The following is a 26,810-nucleotide window of genomic DNA, read 5'->3' on the forward strand; positions in this document are numbered from 1 at the left end:
GTGTGATTGACGAAAATAATATTCCCATTACCTACGACAATCATCTTTATTACAGCAGTACATGGGTGCAATTCTGGGGATACTTACTATCTAAAAATTGGATAAATTTTTGTTTCTTGTACTCTCAAATCTCACCTTATGAAGATTGACCAATACCCTGCTATAACAACAGTTTCTAATGACGACTTGCTACTTGTTGAAACAATATCAGACAGCGCATACAAGAAGGTAAGCAAAGCTAATCTACTTGCGGGTATTAGCGGCGGTGGCTTACTCATCTCGCAGCTTGCAGACATTCGTCCAAATGGAGTTTCCGCAGGTTCAGCAATTCAGAATACTTGGACTTCTAGAACTATTAATACAGTCCGCTCAGATGACATTGGGCTAACCTTAGCAAACAATACTATCACCCTTGGAACTGGCAAATATTATCTGAACTGCAATGCAGAATTTTACCTCCCTGTAGCAGCAAGGCTTAGGTTACAGAATACAAGCAATAATTCAACGGTATTGCTAGGAATGGCATCCTATTCCTACGCAAGCTATGAGGCGACTGATTGTCACCTTTCCGGTGTTTTTTCTTTAGAAAGTAGTAGTAACTTACAGATTCAATATTACTTTTATGGAAGTAATTTGCAGGTTCACAACTTGGGAGTTAATAGTGCTTGTGGGGTAGATAAAGTTTATTTGTTAGCAGATATATTCAAGGTAGGTTGACATGTCTTGTAAAGGAAAGAAAAGGGGGAAGGTGCTTTTCACAGAACGGGATACTCAGAAGCAAATTGAAGTTCAGGTAACACCATTTTTCGTAAGCTGTAATCCGGTAGGTGACTGTGGTAAAAGTGGTACAAGAACGATAACAGTTAATGTTGCCAACCCAGCAGCTAGTAGTAATAACGGAAGTCAGCATTCCTACGCTAGCTTCAAGGATGAAGTCTGGCATTTTGTCGCCGTACCGCAAGTAGGAACTTATGACGGCTATCACTACGACCTGTACGGCAACTGTCACGGTACGGAGCGACTAATCCAATCTGGCTTCTCAGTCAACTCCGGCGCACTAACCGTCATCAACAACGTGTTCGTCAGTGATGGTGCTACAGGCTTAGTGGTCAAGGATAACAATGGGAACACACTCTATAACATTGCAGTGTCGGAATGTAATTACCAAATTGCTTGCGATGGCAATTGTCCAGAAGGAACGTGTGAATGTCACAGTGATAGTTACCCTGGTTACTGTTGCAATGATTGTGCTAGCACATCGGCAAAATTAAAAGCAATTGGCGACGAACTGAGGTCGAAACAATGAGCAGTAGTTGTGATGATTTAGCTCAACAGATAGCGACTCTCAACACACTGGTAGGTAGATTAAATAACCTATCTGAAGCCAAAATACGGCAAATAGTGAATGAGATCGTCAATCCTCAAATCACTGAAGTTACGATCCATCTTGAAGCAGCTAGCACTACTGCGAAAAATGCTCTCAATAAAACAACTTCGTTTGAGGCGACATTGCGTCAGATGGAGGGTGCGATTTCTTCTGCCGCGAGGACAGCTGGGACTGCACTAAGTACGGCTAATACTGCTAATACGAAGGCTACGAATGCAGAAGCCTTTGCTGGGAGGCAAGCGCAAGAGACAAATGCAGCATTCGCTGAAGCCAGACAAGCTAGAGCTATAGCTGAACAAGCCGATAGGGGAGCAAAAACGGCTGGTAATGAAGCGATGGAAGCCAAGGCTGCTGCTGGTACTTCAACAAAGATTGCCAATAATGCTATTGACGAGGCTGAACAAGCGGCAAGAAAGGCGGCTCTAATGGAAAAGCAAGCAAATGCAGCTTTTGCAAAACTAAATCGCGCAGAGGACATTGCGGTTACTGCTCTGCGTGAATCAAAACTCGCTAAGGGGATAGCGAATGTCTCTCTAGATAAATCTGCACTAGCAAATTTTCAGTCGTCAACGGCAATCTCAAAAGCCGCTAATGCTGCAAATGAAGCGCTTGAAGCGAACAATGCAGTAGGTGGGCTTAAAGGAATAGTGGAAGGACTAAAGGGACGCGTTGGCGCTTTAGGCGAAGCTATTACTGCATTTGAAAGCAGGATAGGTAATGCACTTACATCTGCTGCCAAAGCAGTGGGTATTAGTGAGGAGGCATTAGCTGCGACAGGGCGGTTAGCAGGTAAGGTTGCAGAAATATTTAATATTATTGGAACTTTTGCAGTTCTAATTGAACAATTAGCAACCCTCAAGGTGTTGGGGGGACGCATTGACGCAGTTGAGCGTGGGTTGGAATTTCTCGGCAATAGTGTATCCGGCATCCTGGGTAAATTGCTGGGGTTGCAAAACCGCATTGCTCGGAATGAAGCAACAATAGTTGATGTCAAGGCGATCGCAGTCGATGCCCGACTCATCGGAGAGGGTGCAGCAAGGATTGCAGGTGATGCACAAATCCACGCCGACAGACGCAAACTACCGCAGACAATGCATTGAGCAAGGCAACGCAAGCACAAACGACATCTGACGGGGCTGTGAGGAATGCTGCGATCGCCAACAGTAATGCTACGACCGCATATCAAAAAGCAACTGTTGCTGAAGGTATTGGGCAGAAAGCATTACGCACCGCCGGGGATGCTTTCGGCAAGGGGGTGGAAGCATTGGGAGTAGCTACCACAGCTTTGTCACTTTACTACTTACTTAAAAACAGACCAGGAATACCAGGATTACCCGGCAGGGATGGCGCACCCGGTAGACAAGGAGAACGGGGATTACAAGGAATTCCAGGCAGGGACGGTGTAACAACTGTAGTGCAAATTCCTGGTGTACCCGGTAGAGATGGCGCACCAGGTAGACAGGGGAATCCAGGCATTCCCGGCGTAAGAGGACAAAGAGGGTTACAAGGAGCGCCAGGTATTCCTGGAAGGAATGGAAGGGACGTGAACCCAGCAGACTTGGCAGATTTGAGAGCTTTAATCGTGCAGCAGCACGCACAAACGAGGACATTAGTAAATGCCACTATTACTGGTGTATTCGGTAGACTGCAAACAATCATCGCCACAGGCAATGCAGCGCTGACCGCCTTAGTAACTGCGATCGCCACTAACACCTATATCGAGAAAGCTATGCAGCTTCTCACCCTCGCGGCTACATTACACAATGCGGCAATGTTATCCAATAATCTCGCACAAACGTTAGGAACGATTATTAATCAGTGCGTGGGCTTGATTTTACCAAAGGGTATAAACGGTACACCGATCAATATTACAGAGGTACTAGGACACGCGATAGAAGACCTCGTAAAAGAAGCAATTGGCACTGATAATTACACAACAATTACAACCGATTGGGCAAAAGCAAATCGGATCTATCAAGCGGGAAGTAATGTATTTAATCAGATCAGCAATGCCATTGGCATCCTAACATCTGGCTTAGAAATGATAGGCGGTAATATCGGCAAAATTGGTAATGCTCTGAAAATATGGGGTGTCGTAGGGCAACACGCTTACGCTTTCATGAATCCACAGCCAAATATGAAAGGCAAGTTTTTTGATTTCATTAATACTGCCAGCGCTGAGGCGAATACTATTCAAATGATGGTAGCAATCCCTGTTGCATTCTCAGCAGCAGCAATAGCGGTGAACGAAAGCACAGACGCGTTCACTAAAGCACTAGATCAAACAGATCCGGTTGATATACACGGGAACCCAATACACAATGCCGATGGTAGCGTGAAAAAATACGAACCAGGATTAACAGTCCCAGATCCCACAAAAACAATACTTGCACAAGAGCAAGCGAAAGCAGATAGCACAAATATTGTCGAGGCGACTATTGATGACATTTTCAATGGGAATGACTAACTATGACTAGTAATGGTGTAAATATTCCACCAATAACTGATAGTGGAGGTCAGTTTCCACCTACTTCTAGTATCGCCACAGGTGACTCGTTAACTCATGCTAGTGCGACTGTAACAGTGGCTACGCCTCCTGAAGATGCCTTACCTGAAAATTACGATCCTTTTCAACACCTTAAGCAAGTTTATTATCCTCAGCACAATGCAGCGGTAGCGCTTTATTTTAAAGATTTACCAAATGATTGGAAACCGAACATTGCAACCGCTCGTAGTAGCTTACGAGTAGCGTGTACTATTACGCCTGATGACAATGAATTACTGATTGCTATGAGGCATCGACTCTTTTGGGATTTGCTGGGATACGGTAACAGCAACCTAATTGTTTATAATGGCTCAACTAATGACATTGCCCCACCTGTTGCAGGACATCCAAAAGTTTACTTTTACTTTTCACAGGATATAGCAAGTGTCCCGCACGGTACAGCAAGGTTAGATGCAGAGTATGGATTCCGTCTTACAAAGGAAACTGCTGCTACTTATACGAAGGCAAAAGCAACTGCATTGGCAACATTGATCAAGGAATTTTTTGTTGTTGGTAGAGAAGGGATACAGTTTGCTAAAGGAAAAAATATTTATAGCTATAGTGACCCAGCGAACGGCTACAGACTAAGAATTTATGCACACCAGGAAACTGATGCATTACCGATAATTCAAAAATTACTAGAATGCACCGAAACTGCTTACGATCAAAATAAACTGACTACTCACGAACCATTACGAGATAACACAGTAACACCAGCAGAACAATTAGTATACGAGAAAGAGATAATCCCGCCAAAGTTTCGCCCAAATGCTAATGTACGCTTTCGTTATGCTTACATTCAAATACCCTTGGTGAAAAAACCTATTTATTTAGTAGATACAACATACCGACATATACCCTTAGTACATTAATTTAACTTTTAATTGACGAGAAATTGACTTTTAATTGACGAGAGATTGAGTTATAGTTCACGAATAAAAGATGACTGCTGAATCGATATTTAATAACTAGTAAAACTAAAATTTTCGGAAACACCTCATAAGTAGTACATGAGCGATAATTAATCGCTTATCGTTTTACTTGAATTTTGGTTTTTTATCCATTTTTTGACACAAATGCTTTTTAAGTAATACGTATATAAATCTTGCTGTATTCATTCGTGCGTCAAACGTGCCAAGGAACTATTTAAGGTTTCCTAGTCATTCGTGTGTCATTCGTAGAGGCTATAAAGGTTTTACGAGAAATAAAACGAAGGGACGTATAGAAAATGGCAACGGTTGCAAGATTACCTCACACTCTTTCTATAGGAGGAAGGACTTATGTAATGATTCTGCCTGATGAGTATGAATCAGCTAATCCTGCCAGCACAGTTGGGACAGTTCTTGGTATTACCAAGGTAACGGGTGCGCTGCCTGCTGGTACAGAACACTTAACGTTGAAGGCTGGACTAAATGCTGGGCTGATATTCCACATAGCTATTTCTTATAAAATCGGCACAGTTCGCAAGCGTTCCAAGCTTGTATGCGGACGAGATAACATCGCCGGTGGATTAGCTTTAGCAGGTTCCACTTTTAGGGGACAACCGATTACAAGTAGTGTCATTCCAGAACACTTAACTTTCTCATAATTCATCCGTCAATTACAAAAAAAAAGGGGATAAAGAATGGCACTTTATGGTATCGCAAGATTAGCGGTAGTAGTCACTGCTGCTACTCCAGGTGTAGGCAATGAACCAGGTACTCCTGCCGAAACTGATGTGTATTATTTCAGAGTCAGCCCTGAATTTTATAGTGCTGGAGCAATTGCTACAGCAACAGGCATTACAGAGGTAGCACTTACTAAGGCCACTGGCAAAGCTTTAACGCCAATTAAGGAATTAATTCGCGCTGGAGTTTTAAATACTGGCACAGCACTTGCTCAAGGGAGCGATGGAAAACGCTATCGCATCAAATTACACTGGGCGGATGCCAAAGACTCGACTATCGGTAGCGATATAATCAACAAAGTTATTCCTACGACTGTTAATAACACCAAGAGCAAAGGAGCAACTTTTACCGGGATAGTTGGTAGCACTCGTGTTACTGGACGTAGCTAGTATCTATGGTTTTGGCTCTTGATAACATAGCAAACTGGAATCTTGCTTACACGGGTACATTCACCCGAACCTTTGATTTAACACTACCATTAAGTGATTATGGCTATATTGGTGAAGTGCAAATCCCGTCAACATTTGATTCCTCATATCTCACCGTCAAAGCCACTTCACCAGACGCAAAACCGAGTTGGAGGCAATTAGGATATGCTAGACAAAAATTTCGAGTAGGTGTACAGGATGGTGGCGTAGATGCCGTTCTTAATAAGAGATATTTACTATCATTGAATCAGCCTACATTGCTAGTATTTGACCCCAGTATTGCCCCAACATATACGCTATCTTTAAGACCTTTTAACTGGTTCAAAACAGTGACCATATATATCTACAAATATACTGGGACACTATAAAAAACTGTCTAAAACGGTTGCGATATTAATTTACGGCAATATTCCAGTTTGTTTTACTGGAATGTTGCTACAAAACGTCTATTCCAAACTAGGAGATTTTATGCGGATAAATGTTTCTACTATTTTTCAAATCATAGCCCTATTCGTTCAAGACGTTTTAGAGCTTGAATCAAAACAAAAAGTCGCTACCCCTACTGAGACATCTGTGGCGACTGATAACCAAACTCCAATTCAATAAATAGGAGCGATTGCAGAAGTAATTAAACTTTATTTCTGCAATTGAAATACAAAATGGTTCTTCATGATTATGTTGCTTTAATTGTTGGCATTATTACAATTTTATCGGCTCTCTACAAATTTGTGATAGAGCCGAGTATAGATAATAAGATTTCTAGTTTACAAACAAGTGGCTTTCTTTTAATTGATAATTTAAAAGATAAACTTGGTGAAAGAATCACTGTTATAGATAGAAAAGTCGATATCCACTTGCAAGATTATGCTAACTATAAAGAGACTAATCTTTTACACTTCAACGGCTTAAACGAAAAAATTATTCATAGTTGGAATAAAACAAAAGAATTATTTCATGAAGAGAAAACTGATAGGAAAGAAGCTCACGCAATGCTTCAAAAGCAGAATGAAGTAATTCTTCAAAAGCAGCACGACCTTCAAAAGCAGAATGAAGCGATCCTTCAAAAGCAGCATGACCTTCAAATCCGTGAGTAATTTACGATCGTTACCCTCTGGGGATTCATTCTAGACTAAAAATTAGGCTGAACAGTCCAAGGTAAAATGCAAAGCCTAAACACAACATTCCTATTAGCTTCATCCGTCCCCAAGGATAGCCATATAAATCATCGTAATAGGCTATAAACGTTGAGAGCAGCGATAACCAATATTTGTCAAAATTCTCTAACTCTTTTATTAACTTTTCAAGGATGAGCATGATAGGTAAATTTACACTAGAAAATTACTTTCAGTTACACGATGGAAAAGCAATTGATTTTAGGCTTAGAGTCCAAAAAGACCAAAATAATCAGTATAGCTTTTACATTCATCCCCAAGATGTTGATGGTGAAACTTGGGATTTTAAGGTTATTGGTAATTTTTTAGAATGCACAACTTCTACATCTGAAGCTTTGAACAGCCTGCTCGTAGATGGTGAAACACTTTCCAACCTTGATAAAAATGTATTATTTCTGATGATTAAGCAAGTAGCCATCAAAATCCAGGAGCTAGAAACCGTCAACACTTCACAACGCGATCAGCTATTTAAGCGGGTAGAAGAATTAGAACAGTTTCAGCGTAATTACGAAACCGCGCAGGAGTACGAACGCGATCGCAGTTAGTGAGGATTCATCCTAGTTGCCGTATTTACGATCGCGTCTCTCCCTTTGTCTTTTAGCCATTTCCTCTGCTAGTTGCTTTACTCGCTCACCTTTGCTTGGTGAACGGCTAACCACAAATTTAAGCACAAAATAAATTAGCAGAAAAATAGCAGACGGCAGCAATCCATACTGAAGAGTCAAAAACGTGGATGCACACCCAGCACTATAGTCAGACACAGAGAATTTCATTTGCAAAAATCTTTTACCCCAGTTTAGCCCTATGGGGATTCAGGGTAACTGGAAGTTTTGGTGATCCACTCTTAGTTCAAAAATTGCACAAGTATTTATTCCCTGCCTCCCCCACTGAGAAAGAGTTTACCCTTCCCCGCGCTATGTCCATTATCTTCTAGCAGGCGTTGATAATGTACTGGCAAATGTGCGCTGTTTTCCCATGTGCGTTTCCAGTTTACTCTCTGGGGATTCCAAATACGCTTTTCGGTTATTGGTGCTTTGAGAGACTGAGCAAGAGCATTATATACCTGCTCTGCTTTGATATCATCCTTGGCTGCTGGCACAAAAAACTTCATAGGCTGAGGTTACAAGTAACGTAGGTTTCATTAGCACCAGCGTAACGCAGTTACCAAGGCAATCTGCTCCCATCCCACGAGAAAAACTGCCCACTATCGCCTTCTTGAAGCTGTTCAATCACAGCCAATAATTGGGTAACGGTACGTTCCACTGAAAACAATTTTTCCGCAGGGACATTTTTCTGGAAAGGACGGGAAAGGCGCGTATCAGTTGTACCAGGATGTAATGTCACTATTAATGCTTTCGGACAACTTCTTTTATACTCAATGGCCGCAGTTCGCATCAACATATTAAGTGCTGCTTTAGAAGCGCGATAGCCATACCATCCACCAAGTTTGTTATCACCAATACTGCCCAATTTAGCAGAAATACTAGCGAACACACTGCGTTCTCCATGACGCAAAAGAGGCAATAGATGTTTAGCTAGCAAGACAGCACCAATACTATTTATCTGAAAATAGCGCAGCAAGTTTTCTGAATTAATTTCTCTTAAGCTTTTTTCAGGTTGCAAAGTATCTTCATGCAACAGTCCTACACAGTTGACTACTAAATGCAGTTTGTCAACTTGAGTACGTATTTTTTTAACAGCTTCAACAATTTCTAACTCATCAGTAATATCTATCTCCAAACAAATTAATTTGTCAGAGTGTTTATCTACTAAAGATAGTAATTCTTCAGCAGCATTTTTTTGGCGATATGTAGCATAAACTTTAGCTATTTTTTCATCTGGAAGCAACTTTTTTACAAAACCTAAGCCGATACCTTGATTGGCTCCGACAATTAATGTATTGACAGGATTAATTTCATCAATAAAAGACATATCAATTTAGGTGACTTGTGGAGGGATTTCATATTCGTAACGAGAGACAAAATAAGCACCAACTTGTCTGTCGCTGTGATAACGGAAACCAAAGCCTTCATATACTGCTCTCAGGCGTGGACGAGAAGCATCGCAATCTAGACGTAAATAACGTTTACCAAGTTTTTGTGCGCGTTCAACAGCCCAAGTTAGCAGTGCTGAAGAGACTTTACCACCAGAGTAGCGTCGTCGAATTGCAAAGCGATGTACAAATGCTGACTCTTCCTGAGAAATATCAGGCCAGAAAAGTAAATCTTCAAGCTGAAACTTTATTGTACCAGCAGGTTCACCACCACATTCGGCAATGAAAAACAAACCTTTAGCAATATCTTCAGAGATATTTTCTGGCGAAACTTCGCTATTACACCACAGAGGTTCACCACGCTGCTGGAGCCATAAAGCTGCTTCTAATAGCACATCCGACACTATCCCCGTATCTTGTATGGTTGCTTGGCGAATTGAAATGTACATTTAGTTATTATTATATTTTTGGAGTTTACTTCCCAATACAAAACTTGCTAAAAATTCTATCTAAAACTGATTCTGTAACTTCTTCACCAGTAATTTCTCCTAGCGCCTGGATTGCGCCGCGTAAATCAATTGTCCAAAAATCAAGGGGGAGTTGTTGGGCAATTGTTGCTTGTACTTGTTCCAAAGATATTTTAGCTTGAGTTAAAGCTGCTGCTTGCCTTTGATTAATGGCTAAATCCATGTCAGCAGCTTGGACTTTTTCTGCTTTAACTATCTCTAAAATTGCCGTTTCTAAAGCATCAATACCTTGATTTTGGGCTGCTGCTGTGAAAATTTTGGATTTTGTGTCACAACCTTGGTGCGCTTCCAGCGCAACTTGGATTTGAGATTCAAGAATTTTTCTTTCAATTTCTTCTACTAAATCGATTTTATTAATCACTAAAATTAACGGACGGTGTTGTACTTGTTCGTAAATTTCTCCATCGCCTTCTGTCCAACCGGCTGAAGCATCGATGGTAAGCAAAACTAAATCAGCTGCATTAGCGGCACGGCGCGATCGCTCCACACCAATTTTTTCCACTCGATCTGTTGTTTCCCGAATCCCGGCTGTATCTAGCACTTGTACGGGAATTCCCCCCACAACTAGCTGCGATTCCACCACATCGCGGGTTGTACCGGGTAAGTCTGTGACGATCGCGCGATCGCTCTGGCTCCAAGCGTTCAATAAGCTCGACTTACCCACGTTTGGCCGCCCAACAATTGCCACTTTTAAACCTGTGCGTAACAACTCACCTTTGTCTTTGGTTGCCAATAATCTAATTATTTCGGCAGCAATTTTCTCGATTTCTGATATTATTGCTTTATCATCCAACGGTGGTAAGTCTTCTTCAAAATCAATTCGAGCTTCGATTTCTGCCAAAATATCTAAACAGTTAGCGCGTAACTGCCGGATCGGATGAGCTAATTTTCCCTGTAAACCAGCTAAGGCAGTTTGGGCAGCTTGAGGCGATTTAGCTCCCACTAAATCAGCAATGCCTTCGGCTTGAGTTAAATCCAATCGTCCATTCAAAAAGGCGCGGAGTGTGAATTCTCCGGGTTGGGCTAATCTGGCACCATTTTCTAAACAGAGTTGTAATACCTGTTGCACCGCCATAATTCCCCCGTGGCAATGGAATTCAACTACATCTTCACGGGTGTAAGAACGGGGTGCTTTCATAATCAGCAATAGTGCTTCATCTACCAACTGTAGCGTTTGGGGATGATGAATATAACCGTAGAGAATCCGATGAGTTTCCCAAACTTGTCGCCCTGGTGCGTGAAAAAGAGTTTGGGCTAGAGCCATTGCTTGGGAACCGGATACCCGAACAATACCAACACTACCCTGTTGCGGGACAACAGCAGTAGCGATCGCAGCTATAGTTCCAGTAGTGGCAAAAACTTCTGACATGAGCGCCCTTTATATAGGAGTAGAGACACGATTAATCGCGCCTGCACAGGAGTTAGGAGTAAAAATCATAACTCATAACTCATAACTTTCTAAATGGTAGGTACTTAGACTAATAGGATAGCAACTGGCAAGGTAAAATTTACTTAGAGGGTAATGCCTGATAGTAAAGAGTTAGGGGTGAATATTAGAACTCACAACTTAATAACTCATAACTTTTAAAGAGAGGAATTTACTGTGGAGCAAAAGATTAACTGCGCTGTAGCCTGTGTTAACGGGTGTGTTTTAGGGGATAAATGCCCCAATATCGAGTTTAGAGAGGCGGCCGCAAAATTTATTGAAGATACTCCCCTAGACAAAATGTTAGAATTGGCACAAGAACGTCTGCGAAAAAAAATGACGGAACCGCCAAAATGGGTTTTTCCTGAAGATCCGTAGTATTTCTGTTACCAGGCATAAGCAAGACAGCGAGGAGCTTAAATAGTATCTGGATCTATATTTAATTCTCGCAGTTTTGCCGCCAAGCGATCGCTGTGTTGAGAACCTGTTACAGAATCGGATCAATTCGCAAGGCATTAAGGGCTGCGATCGCTCCTATCCTCAGAATACTAATACAAATGCAGTTTTTTGACACTCTCAGCCCTAAGGGATTTCCAAGTAAAAAATATTCCGTCGCAGAGGGACAAGGGGGACAAGGAAGACAAGGAAGAAAGAAGTCTAGTTGAGTAGACAAATTGAATAATTTATTTTTTGGAGTTCCCTAAAGGGACTGAGCTTTACGCTTATAGGGTATTGCTGTAAGCCTCAGCAGTTTCTATCCCAAAACCTCCAGCTTCGACATGACGGACTAGCGATTGAATGATTGGTGTAGCAATACTAATACCAAGTAAAGCATTGAAGCCTGCAACAACCACTGGTGCTGACAAAATTACTGTAAATTCTGGAAATAAAGCTAACACAGCTACCAAGACTAAAAAAACAATTGGTGTCGCAATCCCTGCTGCCTTTGCTGCTTCAAAAATTAGATTTTTATACTCTTCGACAGTAATATCGCCCCGATAAAGATCCAAAGAGTAGGAAATCGCCGTTACTACAACTTGGGTGAGAATAGCTGTTCCCGTTGCAGCAATGCCAAGTCTAGCGATTGTCCCAGAATTGGTAACAATAGAATCTACCGCATTATAAACCCGAATATAAAACTGTTCGCCAACGGTCATGACTTTAGCTCCGCGACGGAGATTGTCAACACCTACTTCCCAAAGGATATTATCAGCAGCATTCGATCCACCTTTGGAACGGGGATTGATGTGGCTACCATGTTTATCTCTCAGAAATTGACGAATTGTATATTCTTTGGCTCCAAGCTTTGATGTACCAGGAATTTTCTCAAAAAGCTTCATGACATCTGCATTAGAACGAGGTGAGTCTCCCACCCGAACACCAGCACGATATTTCAGCCTATTTGCAATCTTGGGCATCTCTTGGGCTAATTCGGCAGCTGTCTTAGGTAAATTTTGCAAAGCATCAGCCATAACCATGCTCGATGTGGCAACTGCAACAGCATTTTGTTGAAATGTTTTACTAACATTTTGAACAGTTTGAAAACCTGCCTGTGTTGCTATGGTTGACAAACTTTGTAAATCATTAACTGCATGGACACTTGAAGTAGTTATTTCGGTAGTAGCGTTCTTGATTCCATCAACTACCTCATCCATCCCGTTTACTACATTGCTGGCTGCTTCTTGAGCTTTATCTCTAATGGTATCTGCCAACTTCTGTGCTTGGTTGATAAAATCCATGTTTCAATAACCTTTCATTTCTGCTGTGGAGTGTTTGCTCCAGTTTCACTTTTTCAAACTAAGAAGCACCTCAGCATTCATAACCAATTTACTTCCAAAATTTTAAAGATATAGTAATTACTTTATTTTCTCAACTCTCTGGTAAATTAGCAAACGCCTGTTCAACCAACTCCTTTGCCTTTGCATCCAAACGCAGCCAATCCACTTCACCCAGTTCATCGATTAAACTAGTATCAATATCAGCACCTTCCTTTTTTGGACTGTATTCAAGAAAACACACCTCATAACACAATTCCCATAAATCGATACTCGCTTCTTGCTGTTGACGCTGCAAACGGAGATGATATCCTGGATGGGGCATCGGCAGACGAGCCAGAGTCTCTCTGATTTCATCTGCTTCTTGGGGCGTTGCAGTTTCCATCGCTTGCAACAACTCAGTCACCAATGCTTTGATTTCATCAGTGGTGCTAGGCGGCCAAATCAGGACATCGTGGTAAGTTCCCGTCCAGGAAGATTCATCAAGGGACTTGCGGATATTGTCGATAACACGAATGAAAGCAGGTTGCATGAGGATTTCAGCCTGCTGCCATGCAACTGAGTTTGTTATTTTAGGTGGCATTGGTAATAAACAGGGGCACTAAAAGAAAAAGAAACAGTCTGCGTTTATTAAAAAGCTGCGTTTTTAATCTAAATCTTTTCTCAAGATAGCGGATTTCATTGAAGAAAATTTGGAGATATTTATTACTAGCTGGAAAATTAGGTAATAACTCTGGGGAGGGAATATGATAGGCAAGCTACTAGACCATCGTTACCAAGTAATTAGAGTCCTCGCAATGGGAGGATTTGGTCAAACCTACATTGCCCAAGATACTAGGCGGCCGGGCAACCCTATCTGCGTTGTTAAGCATCTCAAACCCGGAACTGACCCCAGAGTTTTTGATACTGCTAAACGCTTGTTCAACAGCGAAGCCGAAACCTTAGAAAAACTAGGCAACCATGACCGAATACCCAGGCTGTTAGCGTACTTTGACGAAAACCAAGAATTTTATTTAGTACAAGAATATATTGAAGGACATACCCTAGCTGAGGAACTTCTACTTGGTAAACGCTGGAGTGAAAGCCAAGTAATTCAACTATTGCAAGAAGTTCTGGAAATTCTCGAATTTGTCCACCGCCAAGGCGTGATTCACCGCGACATCAAACCGGATAATATCATCCGTCGCGCTTCAGATAATAAGTTAGTTTTAGTAGATTTTGGGGCTGTAAAGCAACTGCGTACACAACTGGTAACAGTGGGCGGACAACCCTCTGCCACTGTGGTTATCGGCACTCCTGGTTATATGCCCACAGAACAAGGGCAAGGTAAACCCCGCCCCAACAGTGATATTTATTCCCTCGGCATCATTGCCATTCAAGCATTAACAGGATTACAGCCAACAGAATTGCAAGAAGACCCGGAAACGGGCGAAATCATTTGGCAGCAATCAGTAACCGTAAACTCCCGATTGGCGGCAGTGTTGTCCAAGATGGTGCGTTATCACTTCAAAGACCGCTACCAAAACGCCACGGAAGCACTGCAAGCATGTAAAGATGCGATTAATCCAGTACCTACACTTTCTCCACTTCAAGAATCCACCAAATCCCGACCTCAAGTATCTCGGCTGCAAACGGTTGCAGTTGCACCAGCAAATCCTGTCAAACCTGCCCGTCAAGACTCTAGTAAATCTGACCCATGGCCAATATTAATTGGCATATTATTGGCGGGTGGTGCGGCTGCCTTGGTAGCAAATGTATATCCAAACGTGAAAAATTTAGCTTTAAATCTGACAGGTAAGGATACCTCTTTAGCAAATAAATGCTCGGCTGTTGTCGTCGGAAATTCTAATATTCGTTCTGAACCTAGTTCGATAAATTCTGATAATGTTCTGCAAACAGTTGCGGATAATACCAGTTTCGAGGTGACTGGCAAGCGAACAAGACGAGGTTGGATAGAAGTTAAACTTAAATCTGGTCGTTTGGCTTGGGCACACTCGGATGTGATAACTAATAATGGAGAATGGGGCTCTTGCCTACGCGAAAAAGGCATTGCAACTAAGATTGTAGATGATAGTACCCTGATTGCGACTCGACCAACTCCCAAGCCAAAAGCACAATCTAGCGATGTTGTCACTCCATTACCAGAAAAGCCGAAGGGGTCAAATTCCGACGCTGGAAAATCGCAGCCTAATGATAACAGTGCAAATACTATAGAACAAGCAAAAAAGAAGTATGATTCAGGAGATATAGTTGGAGCGATCGCACTTTTAAGGTCGATTCCGGCAAATGCTGCTTCTGGTATCCAAGAGACGGGCAAAATGATTGCCCAGTGGCAGGACGATTGGGCTAAGGCTGAGGCGTTATCTAATGAAATCAACAAAGCAATAGATGATGGTAAATGGGATAAAGTTTTAGATTATAGAAACCATCCAGAAAAATTGCCTAATACTAAATACTGGCGAAACAAAATAGAACCATTATTTAAACAAGCAGCCGAAAATTTGGCAAAACAGGCACTAACTAAACTAGAAAATCAAGGTAATCAGAAGAGTAACCAACAGAAACTTCCCGATACTAACCAACCTGCCACTAAAGAGAGTCCCACTACCACAGAAACTCCGAAAAGCGGCTTTTAACAGTTACGAGTGTTTACCTCGTTCCCAGCTTATGTCTACAAGTAGGTTCTGCCTCCTCAATTTGCAGCAACAACCAAATAAAAAACGTTTCCAGGTAGAACCTGGAAACGTGATTTTTAATCGGTGTTTATCTATAGTTTGATTTTCCCTATTAATGCATTTCGTCGTATTCTGGGGCTTCAACTCGTCTTGCTTCCATCCGCGAAGCAGGAAGAAACTCAGCACGACGGACTGGAACCAAGGGTGGCGTATTTCCTTGGTAGGGGTGAATCACTTGTACAGTACGGGCTGGACGCTGCCGTGGTGAGAACAAAGCCAATACCCCAGCGACGACAACACCACCACCAATAGTTAAAGTTGCGCCTCCCACAGCCCAAAGCATAGGTGAAGACCACCAAGCAGGATTTTGCGGCTGGAATGCTGCTACTTTTTGTTGGTTATACTGCTGGGCTTGTTGCCACTGCTGCTGAGTATTGAAATTTTGAACTTGGCCTTGGAGTTGTTGATTTTGCAACTTTAGCTGTTCATTATCGTTTTTTAAACGCTCCAACTGCATCTGCGTGTTCAGCTTCTCCATCTCTACGCGTTGGTCAGCACTAGCAGCAGTTGGTGGCTGATTCGGATTGGGATACACTGGTTGCCCATAAGGGCCGTAAGGATACATTGGCGACTGCATTCCTGGTGCTACTACAGTCCCTGGCATTTGCGGAGCAACAGCAAAGTTAGGTTGTAGGGGGGTATTTGTTCCTTTGAGCAATACGAGAGCCGCCAGCCCAGCTACGGCGACCCCGCCGATAAACGCCATACTTTCACTCATCGCCTATGCTCCTCAATTGCGACGTAACTATAATCATTTGTGACTGACTCACTCTCACACTCATAAATTATGCCTACTTGACTTCACATAATACTCAAACTATAAGCGACCGGATCAGCTAGTTTTTTTACATCATGATATCTGATGTTAATATTCAAAACCATAATGGTCAAATTGTCTATCAAACAAGGGTAGAAAAACGGCGCTGTTATACTTTTTAATCTACTTGACCAGTCTAATCAAGAGGAGTATTTGTACTGGTGTTGGTAGTCTTGATGGCTGCCTTGAGACTTTGGCAGAATTGGGCGATCGCATTTAGTCCTTGCTCTGGTGTGCCTTCTGCTAACCGTTTTACAAAAGCACTGCCCACGATCGCAGCATCTGCGCCCCATTCCTTTACCTGACGGGCTTGTGCGGCTTCAGAAATCCCAAAACCTACACCGATGGGTTTATCAGTAACACCACGAATTTGTTTGAGTAAATCGGACACGCGGTTTTCCAGTTGCGATCGCACCCCTGTAACCCCTGTGACGCTGACTAAATAAATAAATCCAAGAGATGAATGAGCGATCGCTTTTATCCGTTCCGCATCACTGGTGGGAGCGACCAACAAAATTACATCAATTCCCATCTCCTTAGCTGGTTCGAGCAAGCCTGCTGCTTCTTCCAAGGGCAAATCTGGTACTACCAATCCTGCTACCCCAGCCGCAGCAATTGAAGAGAGAAATTTGTCTATTCCCCGATGCAGAATTGGGTTGTAATAGGTAAATAGAATAATTGGCGATCGCAATTTGGGAGTAATCCCTTGCAACATTTCCAGCACCTGCTCCAATTTTGTCCCCCTTTGCAGGGCGCGGGTAGCAGCAGCTTGAATCACTGGGCCATCAGCCAGAGGATCGGAATAAGGTATACCCAATTCAATAATATCGGCTCCACTTCGATCTAGAACCTGTAAAGCTTTTGCTGTTGTTTCTAAATCTGGATCGCCAGCAGTAATAAACGGAATCAGAGCGCACTCACGATTCCGTCCAAGGGTTTCAAAGCAATCAGAAATCGCAGTCATTTTAGTCAAGTGTCAATAGTCAAGTGTCAATAGTCAGTGGTCATTGGTCATTTACGAATGGCAAATGACAACTGACCAATGATAACTTTACACCTGAGATTGCTCTTCTTGTTCTATTTCAGCTTGAATTCGTGCTAGTTCTTCGGGAGTAAGCTCATCTAGCCGCTTTTGCAGAAAGTCTTGCTCGTACTGTTCCCGTTGTTGGTGGTAGGTCATTTTTTGTCCCACCGCACGGAAAAAATAGGTCGCTAACCAGCCAATTAAACCACTGACTAGTAAGACTTGGCTCCATATACCAGCTTTCTGAGTATCTAAACCGACTAGCTGCAATCCTAAATATGCCAAGCCGCCAGCAATAAAAACACCTAAGCCAATTCCAATAGCGTCAATCCGTCGCATGAGAGTTATGACCTACCAATCTCGTTAAACTTGAATTTGTCGCCGTTGGGGTCGGAAATTTACAAACGGCGATAGAACCAACAAGCCTGGGAAGAAGAAAAACACCAAAAAGTACATCAACAGACGCTCAATGGAGCTAGCGACATACCAACGCTGCTTTAGGTACAGCAAAACAGCGATCGGGATTACCAGAAGGTAAGCTCCAGCCAAAACCAGATAGAGGAGGGCTACAATCATAACTTTCAAGTCTTAAGCATCTGTTTTCCATCATAGGCTGAACAGCCAAACTCAGGGAAGTATAGTCATGATGCTTTCACCATAACTACCCCAGAATTCCTTTTTTATATCCAGATTGATTGATAAAAGATAATTTTATGCTACTATCGTAAGTCTGCCGACAAATAAAGGCTTTAGTCAGACAAAATCGAAAATTCATCCAGTTTGATTACGAAAAAACATGAAAAACTTCCAAATTTGGGAAGCGATCGTACAATCTGGAAAAATATTTTCAATCTAGTTGGACAAAAGACACAATTGATGGTGGAATAGATAAGGCGGTATTTGCTGCCTCCAAAAAATAACTAGGTCTATACTAGTTAATTACCAAACACCTGCGGGGGTGTGGCGGAATGGTAGACGCTACGGACTTAGATAACTGAGCCTTGAAGGAGAAATCCCTCAAGTGGAAGCTCTCAAACTCAGGGAAACCTAAATCTGGTGACAGACATGGCAATCCTGAGCCAAGCCGAAAAAAGTCGTGAGTGCAGAGTAAATTAAAACTCTTAACTCCTAACTATTCGGAAGGTGCAGAGACCCGACGGGAGCTACCCTAACGTTAAGTCGAGGGTAAAGGGAGAGTCCAATTCTCAAAACCTGATTTGGCTATTGCCATCAGGCAGCAGTGAAAACTGCGGGAGGATGAAAATCCGTTGACCGTAATAGGTCGTGTGGGTTCAAGTCCCTCCACCCCCACTTAAAATTGAAAATGCCAAAAGGCTCCTATATAAAATTATATGGGCGAGTTGATTTACCATTAAATACAACTCGCCCATATAATTTTGTATTGGATTTAATTATTGAAGCTAAGTAATTTCACTGAATAATTTGATGAAGTATTAGACAATTTGGGTTTAATACTTTATTTATGGTTGGATTTTATCAAATTTGTGTAAAAAGATTACTGAATTTGAGAAGAATAGATTGATGCTACTGTTCGCCAAGGTTAAGCTGATAATAATATGAACAGGAAGCCTTTTTGTCCTGATAACTGGAATGAACGCTAATAGTTTATCAATTAGTCAGGAAAATACCCATAGTGTTACGTCTAACTCTAGCCAGACAAATGTGCAAATTGCACAAGAAGAGGTTTATAGCTTCTTCATGGAAATTGTCAAAAGTTTGTCGCCAGATGATGTTTTACGAGAATTCAAAGGTTTATTTATAGAAGGGCTGGATTTAGAAGATTCCGATTATATCCCCGGAATATATAGTGTTTTTTTAGATGATAACGAACAAGAGCTATGTAATACATTAAAACGGTGCTGCTACATCATAGTTAATAATTGGAAAAGTAACAGGAAAGATAAATATATCCAAGAGTTAGTTAACTTATTTGTTAATGAAAATCTCAATATAAAGGAGAATAATGCTCCAATAGTAAAAACTTGTAAAACTTGGCTAGAACATTTTGTCAACAGCAAAGACTACCAAGAATTGAAATTGTTTGCTGCTAAATATGATGAATCATCTAAAGGTCATTGGGCTAATCGCTATAGTTCTTATTTATTAATCGATCAATCTGTTAATAAGAATAATCCCATAGAGCAACAAGAGGCTGCTAGAAAGCTTTCTAAACAGATAAAAGAAAAATTTAAGTTTGAACTAGCAATGTATATTGCTCGTTCTCAATCTGTCGTTTCAAGCACAGCCCGCTATAAAAATCCTAGTGTTTTGGGAGACCAGGCTCTGCGTTTAATAAAAGCGATTGTTTTAAAAAGAGGTGTTTTTAGTCATGAGAATATTGCCCATATATTTATTAAACAAACTCAAAATCAGACATTGGAAGAATTTAAAATTAATCTCGAAAAATACCTATTTATATCTGTAGGTAAACAAGAATCAGTAGAGACTTGGAAACAGCATTTTATAAAAACTTTATCATCATGGAAGAAGGATTACGATCGGGAAGTTGTTACTAAAGAATTGTTTTTGAGAACCTGTAATCGAGTAATTGATTGCTTGACAATAGAAAATGGGAAAGAACCTTCGTCATTATTTGTATTATTAATTACTCAAGGTCATGCTTTAACATTGGTGATTATACTATTAAAGATTATTTTAATTTGTCAAAATTCCCGTAAGCATTTAGAAACTCGGATTGCTCGTCTAATTCGTTTTTATGAAAATTATCCTGAAGATGAGTGTAAGGGTGTAATCAATTTTATGGAGATTTTTAATATCACCTTTGCAATTTATGCAGAAAATGTAGAATATAACTTGATTAAGATGGAAGAAGAACAAAGTAGTAATCCGCAGTTGAATTTAGATGGTTATCGTGTGTTTTCACAGATGAAAGTAGATAGACATAAATAAGTGTCGCCTAATTTAGGCTTTAGCAAGACGTTCGTCTAACCAAGCGAGGGCAGCGCCCGCAGTTTCAGCTAGAATACTAATAAGGCGATATAGAGCGATCGCACTAAATACTAGGGCCGCTGGAAAGTGATGTTGCAAAAGCTGATATGCAGTCGCTTCAAACACACCCAACCCACCAGGCGCACCTGGAATCACAAGCCCTAACAGCCAAGCGCAACTAAAAGCCCCTAACAACAAAGGAATTTGATTCGCATTCAACGAACCCAGGGCGAACATAGTCAATATAAACCCAGTGGCACGTAATCCCATAAAGCCCAGTTCTCCTAATAAAGGTCGTACAGGGTAGCTTTTAAGACTTAAGGGAATAGTTTCTTCAGTGGTAGCAACAGACTTTTTTGCTTTAAATCTGTACAAAAAACGAATAACTGGGTTTAAAAACCAAGGATGAATCGCACAAAGAACTACAGCTAGACTCAGTAATTGTAGTATTTGGATAACAAGGGTAGTATTAGCTGCTGCAAATTGGCTACTGCATAAGACAATGATGATTAAAGCAGCTGCTAGCATGAGTAGGGGTTCTAGCAAAACGCTTAAGGTGGCTGCACCAGCCGAGACATTGGCATTTTTGGCGGCGACAATTCGCCCGTAATAATGCCAGATATTACCTGGTAAATACTTAGCGATGTTCGTTTTTAGGTAAACTTGGATAAATTGGGGAGATGATACAGGTTGATTTAACTCTTGCAAAATCCAAGTCCAGATCCAGCCTGCCCAAGTATGTGCTAGTAAAGTTATGCCTGTAGCGATCGCTATAATTGCCCATCCTACCCCATCAATGCGGATAGCAGTCACTCCAATCCAATTATCCTTCAAGGCTTTGGCTAAAAAAAACAGCGTTCCCCCCAAAATTATCCAGCGTAAAAATTGCTTCATGAATTTAGTAATTTAACGGTGAGCAACAACGGCTGAATACCTCAAATTTTATAGCACATCAGCTATATACCCAAAGCTTTTGAAGCATCAAACAGGTTGACATAGTTCTTTTTACGACAACCATATTATTTTAATTTATATCTTCCTACAGTTAGATAAAGTTATTCCTTTTGTACTAATTAATATGTGACTTGCGCTAGAGGTAAAAATTATTTCACTATTTATATTATTAGGTAAAGTTATTATTCATTTCTGAATGCTTGGGATACAAAAATAATTCCAAATGCTATCTTAGTTGAAGTCTAACTCGATCGCAAAAATACAAGGAGTGAGAACTATGAAAAAAGCAATGAATTGGTTGAAAAACATTCGTCCCTTGAAAGTTTTAACTGTTCTTTTAGTAGGAATATTTCTATTTACTGCACAAGCTTGTGGTGCTCCAGGAGTAGCATCACAGCCACCACAGCCGGGTTCTCAAGCACCTAATACCGAACGATACGATCCTACAAAAGATTATCCTCTTTCCTCCCCGGCTGGTGGAATCAATAACTTTAGTGATGTAGATCCCAGAGCGAGAGATGAAAAGGCAGCAAATGATAAAGCTGAGGCGCTAGTAAAAAATGCTCAAAAAAATATTGAGCAGAAGGGAATCGACAGCCGAGAGCAATATGGTCGAAATTTCCAACAAGGTACACCCCTTGGTGAAAGAGTGAAGAACTTGGGTGAAGATATCGGCAGTTCAGCTGATGAAGTCCGGGAAGGTTTAGTTAAAGGGACTCAGCGCGGATTTGAAAATCTCAAGGGAAATACCCAGAATGCTGCCGAAGACTTGACGCAAAATGTTCAGCGTGGGGCTGAGGATGCTGGTAAAAATGTTCAGCGCACAGCTGAAGATACAGGCAATGCAGTGAAGAGAACAGTTAAAGACGTTGATTGAAATTAGTCTTTAATCTTCTACAAAAATATGAACCTGCCTACAGACTTTAGTCTGTGGGCATCTCAAAAAAGTCTGCCTACGCAGGCTTTTTTGAGTTAAAAAGGCGTTTAGAAACCACGTCTACACCAGGCTTTAGGTCAATACTACTACTAGTATCAACAGTAAATCGAGAATCCGTAAAAGGAAGCTCAAACTAACTGCGTCCACAAGTTATAAAGTATGTGTAGATGAAACAGCAAGTATGTCGAGAAAAAAATCTGTATGACAAGCTACCAAGAACCCCTAACTAGTAATGAATCCGTTAATGAGTTAATCGCCCAGACGGCAGGCATTAACCATCTGGAGGTAATTGAAAATGTCATCGACTCTTTGGAACAAGATGATAGTGCTATGGTTAGCCATACTCCAGAGGGTGGTTATCTCTGGAAGTTTAAGTACGGAAGTGTGGAAGTATTTGTCCAACTCAACGGCACAACCGATGAAGACACCATAACGGTTTGGTCTACAGTGCTAAATTTACCTGCTAAAGACGAACCTAAATTGATGCGTTATCTGTTGGAGTTGAACTGCTCCAGCACTTTTGAAGCGCGTTTTGGTATTATAGAAAACCGAGTGGTTGTGATCTCAACACGCACCTTGGCAGAGTTATCTCCTGGCGAAGTGTCTCGGCTGATTACCATTGTGGCAACGATCGCTGATCACAACGATGAAGCCTTACAATCTGAATTTGGTGCAACTTGACTAATCGCTTCGCTTCAGTTAGGAGTTATAAGTGCTGAGTTGTAAGTTGATAAACTTTTTAACTGACGCGATGAATCGCGTCTCTACTCCTAACTCCTGTACAGACGCGATTCATCGTGTCTCCTAACTCTTGAATTCTAAAGTGTGGCGACTACTTCCTTTGTTAGAGGCGGCTGGCAATGTGCAGATGGCGATTGACCGTTGGTTACTAGAACAACACCAGGCTGGAAAGCATCCGCCAACTCTGCGCTTTTATACCTGGTCGCCATCTGCCATTTCTCTTGGCTATCATCAACGGCAATACCCTGAATATTGGCGAAATTTGACTTGGCAAGGACAGAAACTGGATTTAGTGCAGCGTCCTACTGGTGGACGGGCGGTGCTACACCAAGGTGATTTAACTTACGCTGTAGTAACATCTGGACTAGCGGGTAGTCGCATCCAAGTGTATGAAAAAATTTGTGAGTTTTTGATTCAAGGCTGGCGATCGCTTGGTGTAGAATTACATTATGGTACAGAAGGGCGAGGTTACATCCACAACCCTAACTGTTTTGGTACAGCAACCAGTGCAGATTTAGTTTTGCCAGATGGTACTAAAATTATTGGTAGCGCTCAACTGCGACGTGGCGAGGTAATTTTGCAACATGGTTCCATCCGTTTACAACCTGATACCGAACTGTTTGCTCAAGTATTCGGTGCAAAATCTTTTACGACTGGACAACTGCCTCAAAATTTGAGTGTGGAAAATATTATTGCAGTTTTAGTTGCCGCAGCTAGTGATTATTTTGATGTGCAGATAGAGTTGCAACCCCTTTCTTCATCTGAGTGGGAAGAAATTTTGGCATATCAACCCTAAATCTTCAGGGTAGGAGTCTCTTTTAGATCCCCTGATGTCACACAATCATCAATCAATTGCAGGACAAAGGGCCAAAGTTCCGGCGCACCACTTTCTACAGGTGCTACCCGTTTCATCACCTGGTCGCGGCTAATGCCATGAATAAGCCAAGTCCCACCCTGAGTTTGCTGATTGTGCAGTAAAGGCTGTATCCGGTCTAGGGCTGCGGCAAATTTAGCTGTGGGTGTTTCTCCTGTTTCAAACTCATCCCAAAGTAAACGCAATTCCCTACCTCCATCTGCTGGCAAAAGTCCGAATAAACGCAAGGCTGCTTGTGCTTCTCTTTCTGCTTTGCTGTCGTTACCCTGCACATCGTAACAAAAGGTATCACCTGCATCAATTTCTACCAAATCGTGAATTAGCAGCATTTTGATGGCATGGAATATATCAACACCCTCTGGGGCATATTCAGCTAATGCGATCGCCATTATAGCTAAATGCCAAGAGTGTTCTGCACTATTTTCCCGGCGTGACCCATCCATGAGTAGGGTTTGGCGCATCACCTGTTTCAATAGATCGATCTCGATGATGAACTGAATTTGTTGAGTCAGCCGATTGATTTGCACCTAAATTTATAGTTTTGATTGCGGGTGGAGTTTACTAGATTTTGGACTGTAGATAATTATCTCAATAACTCCAGCAAATCTGCAAGTAATTTTTCCTGCATCCGAATTAAAAAGCGCCTGGGAGTGTTGCCGTGTTTCCACCCCAGGCGCTTTTTATTTTTAACTTGCTCCTCACACAAATAGATACTATCACTGCTGCAATCAAAAGGTGAGTATATTGAGTGACACTTTCAAAACTGAACTAAATAATCTAATTCTTTATACTTTTATCCGCAAATTAAAAAATGCCTGGGAGTGTTGCCGTGTTTCCACCCCAGGCATTTTTTATTCTCAACTTGCTCCTCACACACAACTAGACCATATCACTACTTCTATTAAATGGCAAGTACATTGAGTGACATTTTCAAAACTTCACAAGCAATCACATTTCTGAAAAATTAAAAAGCGCTTGGGAGTGTTGCCGTGTTTCCACCCCAGGCGCTTTTTATTTTTAACTTGCTCCTCACACACGATTAGACCATATCACTACTTCTATCAAATGGCAAGTACATTGAGTGACATTTTCAAAACTTCACAAGCAATTACATTTCTGAAAAATTAAAAAGCGCTTGGGAGTGTTGCCGTGTTTCCACCCCAGGCGCTTTTTATTTTCAACTTGCTCCTCACACACGATTAAACCATATCACTAGTTCAATTATAAAGAAAGTATATAGTGTGACACTTTCTCAACTGCACACTACATCAGCAGTGATTTAGTGTAAAAAGTGACGTACACCAGTTAAGACCATAACTAAACCCAGTTCGTTAGCAGCAATGATAGAATCTTTATCGCGCAAACTTCCCCCTGGTTGGACAATGGCTGTAATTCCTGCGGCTGCGGCTGTTTTGACTGAATCATCAAAGGGGAAGAATCCATCGCTGGCGAGAGTTGCACCTTGGGCTTTTTCTCCAGCTTGTTCTAGAGCAATTTTTACTGAGCCAACGCGGTTCATTTGACCAGCACCTACTCCTAGTGTAGTGCGAACGCTTGTCACAACAATGGCATTCGATTTAACGTGTTTGCAAACTTTCCAAGCAAACAACAATTCGGCTAATTCGTCGGGTGTGGGTTGACGTTCGGTAACAACTTGCCATTGACTGGTATCAGCAATGATGTCATCGCTAGCTTGGACAAGGAAACCACCTGCGATCGCTTTTACGGTATCCTTAGTCCCACTGCTCAAATCTGGTAGAGTTAAAACCCGCACATTGGATTTTTTAGCAAGGATTTCTTGAGCTTCGGTATCACAACTTGGTGCAACCACACATTCTAAAAATGTTTTAGTTAACTCGCTAGCTGTAGCCGCATCAATCGGACGGTTGAGTGCGACAATCCCCCCAAAGGCGGAAGTAGAATCAGCATTGAAAGCTTTTTGGTATGCTTCTGCAATCGTGCTTCCCAGTGCTGTACCACAAGGATTTGTATGTTTGATAATCGTTGCTGCGGGGGTATCAGTGAATTCCGCAATAATTCGGCGTGCGGCTTCTAAATCAACTAAGTTATTGTAACTAAGTTCTTTGCCTTGCAGTTTTGTAGCAGATGCCCATCCCGTTGGGGTAGTACCAGTTTGATACCAGGTGGCGGGTTGATGGGGATTTTCGCCATAACGCAGAGATTGTAATTGTGTGCCGTTAAGAGTGTACTGCTGTGCTTCTGCGAGGTAAGATGCGATCGCTTGGTCATAGCTAGCAGTGTGCGAAAATCCTTTTAATGCCGCCTTTTGGCGAAACTCTAGGGATGCTACGCCGTTATTTTGGCGCAATTCCTCCAAATACTCGTCATACTGTGCTGGATCGCATAATACAGCGAGATGGGCGAAGTTTTTCGATGATGCCCGTAGCATTGCTGGCCCACCGATATCAATTTGTTCAACAGCCTCTAATAATGTTACCCCTGGTTTAGCGATCGTTTCCTCGAAAGGATATAGATTCACCACGACTAAATCAATCGGGCGAATTTGGTTATTTTCTAAATCTGTAATATCTTCGGGAACATCTCGCCGCGCCAAAATCCCGCCGTGAATTCGGGGATGTAGGGTTTTGACTCGGCCACCTAAAATCTCTGGCGAACCTGTGTAATCTGCAACCTTAGTAACAGGGAGTCCCGCATCTTTGAGTGCTTGGGCTGTTCCCCCACTGCTGATTAAATCAAAGTCAAATTCTTCAACCAAGCTACGGGCTAGGTCAATTATACCAGTTTTGTTAGATACACTCAGCAGGGCTAGACGCGCCATTGATCAATTCCTTAAAATTAGGCTAGAAGCGAAGGATC

General features: G+C 41.8%; 31 protein-coding genes. 17 read left to right on the forward strand and 14 right to left on the reverse strand.

Annotation, left to right across the window (positions count from 1 at the left end; genetic code table 11):
• Positions 1-138 precede the first annotated feature (138 nt).
• From CDG79_RS02760 to CDG79_RS02810, 11 genes are all read left to right on the forward strand, one after another.
• Positions 139-717, forward strand: coding sequence for a hypothetical protein (locus tag CDG79_RS02760; protein ID WP_094340409.1), 579 nt, complete (start codon positions 139-141; stop codon positions 715-717).
• A 31-nt stretch (positions 718-748) separates the two neighbouring features.
• Complete coding sequence (locus tag CDG79_RS02765) at positions 749-1,306, forward strand: hypothetical protein (protein WP_189524856.1); 558 nt, start codon at positions 749-751, stop codon at positions 1,304-1,306.
• Positions 1,303-2,487 (forward strand): hypothetical protein, encoded by a 1,185-nt coding sequence (locus CDG79_RS02770; protein WP_094340414.1) that lies wholly within the window; start codon positions 1,303-1,305, stop codon positions 2,485-2,487. Before CDG79_RS02765 ends, CDG79_RS02770 begins: the two co-directional genes overlap by 4 nt.
• Positions 2,484-3,854, forward strand: coding sequence for a collagen-like triple helix repeat-containing protein (locus tag CDG79_RS02775; RefSeq protein WP_094340417.1), 1,371 nt, complete (start codon positions 2,484-2,486; stop codon positions 3,852-3,854). Before CDG79_RS02770 ends, CDG79_RS02775 begins: the two co-directional genes overlap by 4 nt.
• A 2-nt stretch (positions 3,855-3,856) precedes the next feature.
• Complete coding sequence (locus CDG79_RS02780; RefSeq protein ID WP_094340420.1) at positions 3,857-4,804, forward strand: hypothetical protein; 948 nt, start codon at positions 3,857-3,859, stop codon at positions 4,802-4,804.
• A 356-nt stretch (positions 4,805-5,160) separates the two neighbouring features.
• The gene (locus CDG79_RS02785) at positions 5,161-5,520 is read left to right on the forward strand and encodes a hypothetical protein (RefSeq protein ID WP_143855400.1); all 360 of its coding nucleotides are present in this window, start codon (positions 5,161-5,163) and stop codon (positions 5,518-5,520) included.
• 36 nt (positions 5,521-5,556) lie between these two features.
• Positions 5,557-5,988 carry a hypothetical protein gene (locus CDG79_RS02790; RefSeq protein ID WP_094340426.1) on the forward strand — a complete coding sequence of 144 codons (432 nt, stop codon included), beginning with the start codon at positions 5,557-5,559 and terminating at the stop codon, positions 5,986-5,988.
• A gap of 5 nt (positions 5,989-5,993) precedes the next feature.
• Positions 5,994-6,395, forward strand: a complete 402-nt coding sequence (locus tag CDG79_RS02795; RefSeq protein WP_094340429.1) for a hypothetical protein — start codon at positions 5,994-5,996, stop codon at positions 6,393-6,395.
• A gap of 100 nt (positions 6,396-6,495) precedes the next feature.
• Complete coding sequence (locus CDG79_RS42060) at positions 6,496-6,633, forward strand: hypothetical protein (protein ID WP_189524857.1); 138 nt, start codon at positions 6,496-6,498, stop codon at positions 6,631-6,633.
• A gap of 53 nt (positions 6,634-6,686) precedes the next feature.
• Positions 6,687-7,121, forward strand: coding sequence for a hypothetical protein (locus CDG79_RS02800; protein WP_094340432.1), 435 nt, complete (start codon positions 6,687-6,689; stop codon positions 7,119-7,121).
• Between the two features lie 218 nt (positions 7,122-7,339).
• Positions 7,340-7,744 carry a hypothetical protein gene (locus tag CDG79_RS02810; RefSeq protein ID WP_094340440.1) on the forward strand — a complete coding sequence of 135 codons (405 nt, stop codon included), beginning with the start codon at positions 7,340-7,342 and terminating at the stop codon, positions 7,742-7,744.
• 12 nt (positions 7,745-7,756) lie between these two features.
• On the opposite strand, the gene CDG79_RS02815 is transcribed toward CDG79_RS02810, so the two are convergent.
• From CDG79_RS02815 to mnmE, 5 genes are all read right to left on the reverse strand, one after another.
• Positions 7,757-7,972 carry a hypothetical protein gene (locus CDG79_RS02815; RefSeq protein ID WP_094340443.1) on the reverse strand — a complete coding sequence of 72 codons (216 nt, stop codon included), beginning with the start codon at positions 7,970-7,972 and terminating at the stop codon, positions 7,757-7,759.
• 95 nt (positions 7,973-8,067) lie between these two features.
• Positions 8,068-8,298, reverse strand: a complete 231-nt coding sequence (locus CDG79_RS02820; RefSeq protein ID WP_189524862.1) for a hypothetical protein — start codon at positions 8,296-8,298, stop codon at positions 8,068-8,070.
• Positions 8,299-8,360: 62 nt separating this feature from the next.
• Positions 8,361-9,131, reverse strand: coding sequence for an SDR family NAD(P)-dependent oxidoreductase (locus CDG79_RS02825; protein WP_094340447.1), 771 nt, complete (start codon positions 9,129-9,131; stop codon positions 8,361-8,363).
• A 6-nt stretch (positions 9,132-9,137) separates the two neighbouring features.
• Positions 9,138-9,641 carry a GNAT family N-acetyltransferase gene (locus tag CDG79_RS02830; protein WP_094340449.1) on the reverse strand — a complete coding sequence of 168 codons (504 nt, stop codon included), beginning with the start codon at positions 9,639-9,641 and terminating at the stop codon, positions 9,138-9,140.
• Positions 9,642-9,666: 25 nt separating this feature from the next.
• On the reverse strand, positions 9,667-11,088 hold the full coding sequence (gene mnmE, locus CDG79_RS02835; protein WP_094340455.1) for a tRNA uridine-5-carboxymethylaminomethyl(34) synthesis GTPase MnmE: 1,422 nt from the start codon (positions 11,086-11,088) through the stop codon (positions 9,667-9,669).
• A gap of 234 nt (positions 11,089-11,322) precedes the next feature.
• Here mnmE and CDG79_RS02840 point away from each other — a divergent pair, with 234 nt between their 5' ends.
• Positions 11,323-11,523, forward strand: a complete 201-nt coding sequence (locus CDG79_RS02840; protein WP_094340457.1) for a hypothetical protein — start codon at positions 11,323-11,325, stop codon at positions 11,521-11,523.
• Between the two features lie 344 nt (positions 11,524-11,867).
• Here CDG79_RS02840 and CDG79_RS02845 read toward each other — a convergent pair whose 3' ends face one another.
• Positions 11,868-12,884, reverse strand: a complete 1,017-nt coding sequence (locus CDG79_RS02845) for an HNH endonuclease (protein ID WP_094340459.1) — start codon at positions 12,882-12,884, stop codon at positions 11,868-11,870.
• Between the two features lie 130 nt (positions 12,885-13,014).
• Complete coding sequence (locus CDG79_RS02850; RefSeq protein ID WP_094340462.1) at positions 13,015-13,503, reverse strand: hypothetical protein; 489 nt, start codon at positions 13,501-13,503, stop codon at positions 13,015-13,017.
• Positions 13,504-13,666: 163 nt separating this feature from the next.
• Between CDG79_RS02850 and CDG79_RS02855 the strand changes: the two genes are divergently transcribed.
• Positions 13,667-15,556 (forward strand): serine/threonine protein kinase, encoded by a 1,890-nt coding sequence (locus CDG79_RS02855; RefSeq protein ID WP_094340465.1) that lies wholly within the window; start codon positions 13,667-13,669, stop codon positions 15,554-15,556.
• A 151-nt stretch (positions 15,557-15,707) separates the two neighbouring features.
• On the opposite strand, the gene CDG79_RS02860 is transcribed toward CDG79_RS02855, so the two are convergent.
• The 4 genes from CDG79_RS02860 to ndhL all read right to left on the reverse strand — a co-directional run bounded on the left by CDG79_RS02860 (position 15,708) and on the right by ndhL (position 18,072).
• Complete coding sequence (locus tag CDG79_RS02860) at positions 15,708-16,373, reverse strand: heterocyst differentiation related protein (RefSeq protein WP_094340468.1); 666 nt, start codon at positions 16,371-16,373, stop codon at positions 15,708-15,710.
• Positions 16,374-16,608: 235 nt separating this feature from the next.
• The gene (trpA, locus tag CDG79_RS02865) at positions 16,609-17,436 is read right to left on the reverse strand and encodes a tryptophan synthase subunit alpha (RefSeq protein WP_094340470.1); all 828 of its coding nucleotides are present in this window, start codon (positions 17,434-17,436) and stop codon (positions 16,609-16,611) included.
• Positions 17,437-17,523: 87 nt separating this feature from the next.
• Complete coding sequence (locus CDG79_RS02870; RefSeq protein ID WP_094340472.1) at positions 17,524-17,835, reverse strand: DUF3007 family protein; 312 nt, start codon at positions 17,833-17,835, stop codon at positions 17,524-17,526.
• A 24-nt stretch (positions 17,836-17,859) separates the two neighbouring features.
• Positions 17,860-18,072 carry an NAD(P)H-quinone oxidoreductase subunit L gene (gene ndhL / locus CDG79_RS02875; protein ID WP_094327754.1) on the reverse strand — a complete coding sequence of 71 codons (213 nt, stop codon included), beginning with the start codon at positions 18,070-18,072 and terminating at the stop codon, positions 17,860-17,862.
• A gap of 1,035 nt (positions 18,073-19,107) precedes the next feature.
• Here ndhL and CDG79_RS02880 point away from each other — a divergent pair.
• Complete coding sequence (locus CDG79_RS02880; RefSeq protein ID WP_094340474.1) at positions 19,108-20,427, forward strand: hypothetical protein; 1,320 nt, start codon at positions 19,108-19,110, stop codon at positions 20,425-20,427.
• Positions 20,428-20,439: 12 nt separating this feature from the next.
• On the opposite strand, the gene CDG79_RS02885 is transcribed toward CDG79_RS02880, so the two are convergent.
• Positions 20,440-21,360, reverse strand: a complete 921-nt coding sequence (locus CDG79_RS02885) for a lysylphosphatidylglycerol synthase transmembrane domain-containing protein (protein ID WP_094340476.1) — start codon at positions 21,358-21,360, stop codon at positions 20,440-20,442.
• Between the two features lie 337 nt (positions 21,361-21,697).
• Here CDG79_RS02885 and CDG79_RS02890 point away from each other — a divergent pair, with 337 nt between their 5' ends.
• The 3 genes from CDG79_RS02890 to CDG79_RS02900 all read left to right on the forward strand — a co-directional run bounded on the left by CDG79_RS02890 (position 21,698) and on the right by CDG79_RS02900 (position 23,894).
• Positions 21,698-22,297, forward strand: coding sequence for a hypothetical protein (locus CDG79_RS02890; protein WP_094340478.1), 600 nt, complete (start codon positions 21,698-21,700; stop codon positions 22,295-22,297).
• 261 nt (positions 22,298-22,558) lie between these two features.
• Positions 22,559-23,038: a YbjN domain-containing protein gene (locus CDG79_RS02895; RefSeq protein WP_094340480.1), complete on the forward strand. Its 480-nt coding sequence runs from the start codon at positions 22,559-22,561 to the stop codon at positions 23,036-23,038.
• Between the two features lie 187 nt (positions 23,039-23,225).
• The gene (locus tag CDG79_RS02900) at positions 23,226-23,894 is read left to right on the forward strand and encodes a lipoate--protein ligase family protein (protein WP_094340654.1); all 669 of its coding nucleotides are present in this window, start codon (positions 23,226-23,228) and stop codon (positions 23,892-23,894) included.
• Here CDG79_RS02900 and CDG79_RS02905 read toward each other — a convergent pair.
• Together CDG79_RS02905 and purH are read right to left on the reverse strand one after the other, a co-directional pair.
• A complete protein-coding gene (locus CDG79_RS02905; RefSeq protein WP_094340483.1) occupies positions 23,891-24,499 on the reverse strand; it encodes an HD domain-containing protein in 609 nt (202 codons plus the stop codon). The genes CDG79_RS02900 and CDG79_RS02905 overlap by 4 nt on opposite strands.
• A 752-nt stretch (positions 24,500-25,251) precedes the next feature.
• Complete coding sequence (gene purH / locus CDG79_RS02910; protein WP_094340485.1) at positions 25,252-26,772, reverse strand: bifunctional phosphoribosylaminoimidazolecarboxamide formyltransferase/IMP cyclohydrolase; 1,521 nt, start codon at positions 26,770-26,772, stop codon at positions 25,252-25,254.
• Positions 26,773-26,810: the final 38 nt, after the last annotated feature.

The sequence above is a fragment of the Nostoc sp. 'Peltigera membranacea cyanobiont' 232 genome, assembly GCF_002245985.1.
Lineage (GTDB): Bacteria > Cyanobacteriota > Cyanobacteriia > Cyanobacteriales > Nostocaceae > Nostoc.

Excerpts from the sequence above, each read along its gene's own strand:
- CDG79_RS02885 (WP_094340476.1), bottom strand. The coding sequence starts at position 21,360 with ATGAAGCAATTTTTACGCTGGATAATTTTGGGGGGAACGCTGTTTTTT.
- CDG79_RS02780 (WP_094340420.1), top strand. The coding sequence starts at position 3,857 with ATGACTAGTAATGGTGTAAATATTCCACCAATAACTGATAGTGGAGGT.
- CDG79_RS02790 (WP_094340426.1), top strand. The coding sequence starts at position 5,557 with ATGGCACTTTATGGTATCGCAAGATTAGCGGTAGTAGTCACTGCTGCT.
- CDG79_RS02860 (WP_094340468.1), bottom strand. The coding sequence starts at position 16,373 with ATGAGTGAAAGTATGGCGTTTATCGGCGGGGTCGCCGTAGCTGGGCTG.
- CDG79_RS02815 (WP_094340443.1), bottom strand. The coding sequence starts at position 7,972 with ATGAAATTCTCTGTGTCTGACTATAGTGCTGGGTGTGCATCCACGTTT.
- CDG79_RS02870 (WP_094340472.1), bottom strand. The coding sequence starts at position 17,835 with ATGCGACGGATTGACGCTATTGGAATTGGCTTAGGTGTTTTTATTGCT.
- mnmE (WP_094340455.1), bottom strand. The coding sequence starts at position 11,088 with ATGTCAGAAGTTTTTGCCACTACTGGAACTATAGCTGCGATCGCTACT.
- ndhL (WP_094327754.1), bottom strand. The coding sequence starts at position 18,072 with ATGATTGTAGCCCTCCTCTATCTGGTTTTGGCTGGAGCTTACCTTCTG.
- CDG79_RS02845 (WP_094340459.1), bottom strand. The coding sequence starts at position 12,884 with ATGGATTTTATCAACCAAGCACAGAAGTTGGCAGATACCATTAGAGAT.
- CDG79_RS02810 (WP_094340440.1), top strand. The coding sequence starts at position 7,340 with ATGATAGGTAAATTTACACTAGAAAATTACTTTCAGTTACACGATGGA.
- CDG79_RS02895 (WP_094340480.1), top strand. The coding sequence starts at position 22,559 with ATGACAAGCTACCAAGAACCCCTAACTAGTAATGAATCCGTTAATGAG.
- purH (WP_094340485.1), bottom strand. The coding sequence starts at position 26,772 with ATGGCGCGTCTAGCCCTGCTGAGTGTATCTAACAAAACTGGTATAATT.
- CDG79_RS02850 (WP_094340462.1), bottom strand. The coding sequence starts at position 13,503 with ATGCCACCTAAAATAACAAACTCAGTTGCATGGCAGCAGGCTGAAATC.
- CDG79_RS02825 (WP_094340447.1), bottom strand. The coding sequence starts at position 9,131 with ATGTCTTTTATTGATGAAATTAATCCTGTCAATACATTAATTGTCGGA.
- CDG79_RS02770 (WP_094340414.1), top strand. The coding sequence starts at position 1,303 with ATGAGCAGTAGTTGTGATGATTTAGCTCAACAGATAGCGACTCTCAAC.
- CDG79_RS02760 (WP_094340409.1), top strand. The coding sequence starts at position 139 with ATGAAGATTGACCAATACCCTGCTATAACAACAGTTTCTAATGACGAC.
- CDG79_RS02800 (WP_094340432.1), top strand. The coding sequence starts at position 6,687 with ATGGTTCTTCATGATTATGTTGCTTTAATTGTTGGCATTATTACAATT.
- trpA (WP_094340470.1), bottom strand. The coding sequence starts at position 17,436 with ATGACTGCGATTTCTGATTGCTTTGAAACCCTTGGACGGAATCGTGAG.
- CDG79_RS02890 (WP_094340478.1), top strand. The coding sequence starts at position 21,698 with ATGAAAAAAGCAATGAATTGGTTGAAAAACATTCGTCCCTTGAAAGTT.
- CDG79_RS42060 (WP_189524857.1), top strand. The coding sequence starts at position 6,496 with ATGCGGATAAATGTTTCTACTATTTTTCAAATCATAGCCCTATTCGTT.
- CDG79_RS02880 (WP_094340474.1), top strand. The coding sequence starts at position 19,108 with ATGAACGCTAATAGTTTATCAATTAGTCAGGAAAATACCCATAGTGTT.
- CDG79_RS02900 (WP_094340654.1), top strand. The coding sequence starts at position 23,226 with ATGGCGATTGACCGTTGGTTACTAGAACAACACCAGGCTGGAAAGCAT.
- CDG79_RS02855 (WP_094340465.1), top strand. The coding sequence starts at position 13,667 with ATGATAGGCAAGCTACTAGACCATCGTTACCAAGTAATTAGAGTCCTC.
- CDG79_RS02785 (WP_143855400.1), top strand. The coding sequence starts at position 5,161 with ATGGCAACGGTTGCAAGATTACCTCACACTCTTTCTATAGGAGGAAGG.
- CDG79_RS02795 (WP_094340429.1), top strand. The coding sequence starts at position 5,994 with ATGGTTTTGGCTCTTGATAACATAGCAAACTGGAATCTTGCTTACACG.
- CDG79_RS02830 (WP_094340449.1), bottom strand. The coding sequence starts at position 9,641 with ATGTACATTTCAATTCGCCAAGCAACCATACAAGATACGGGGATAGTG.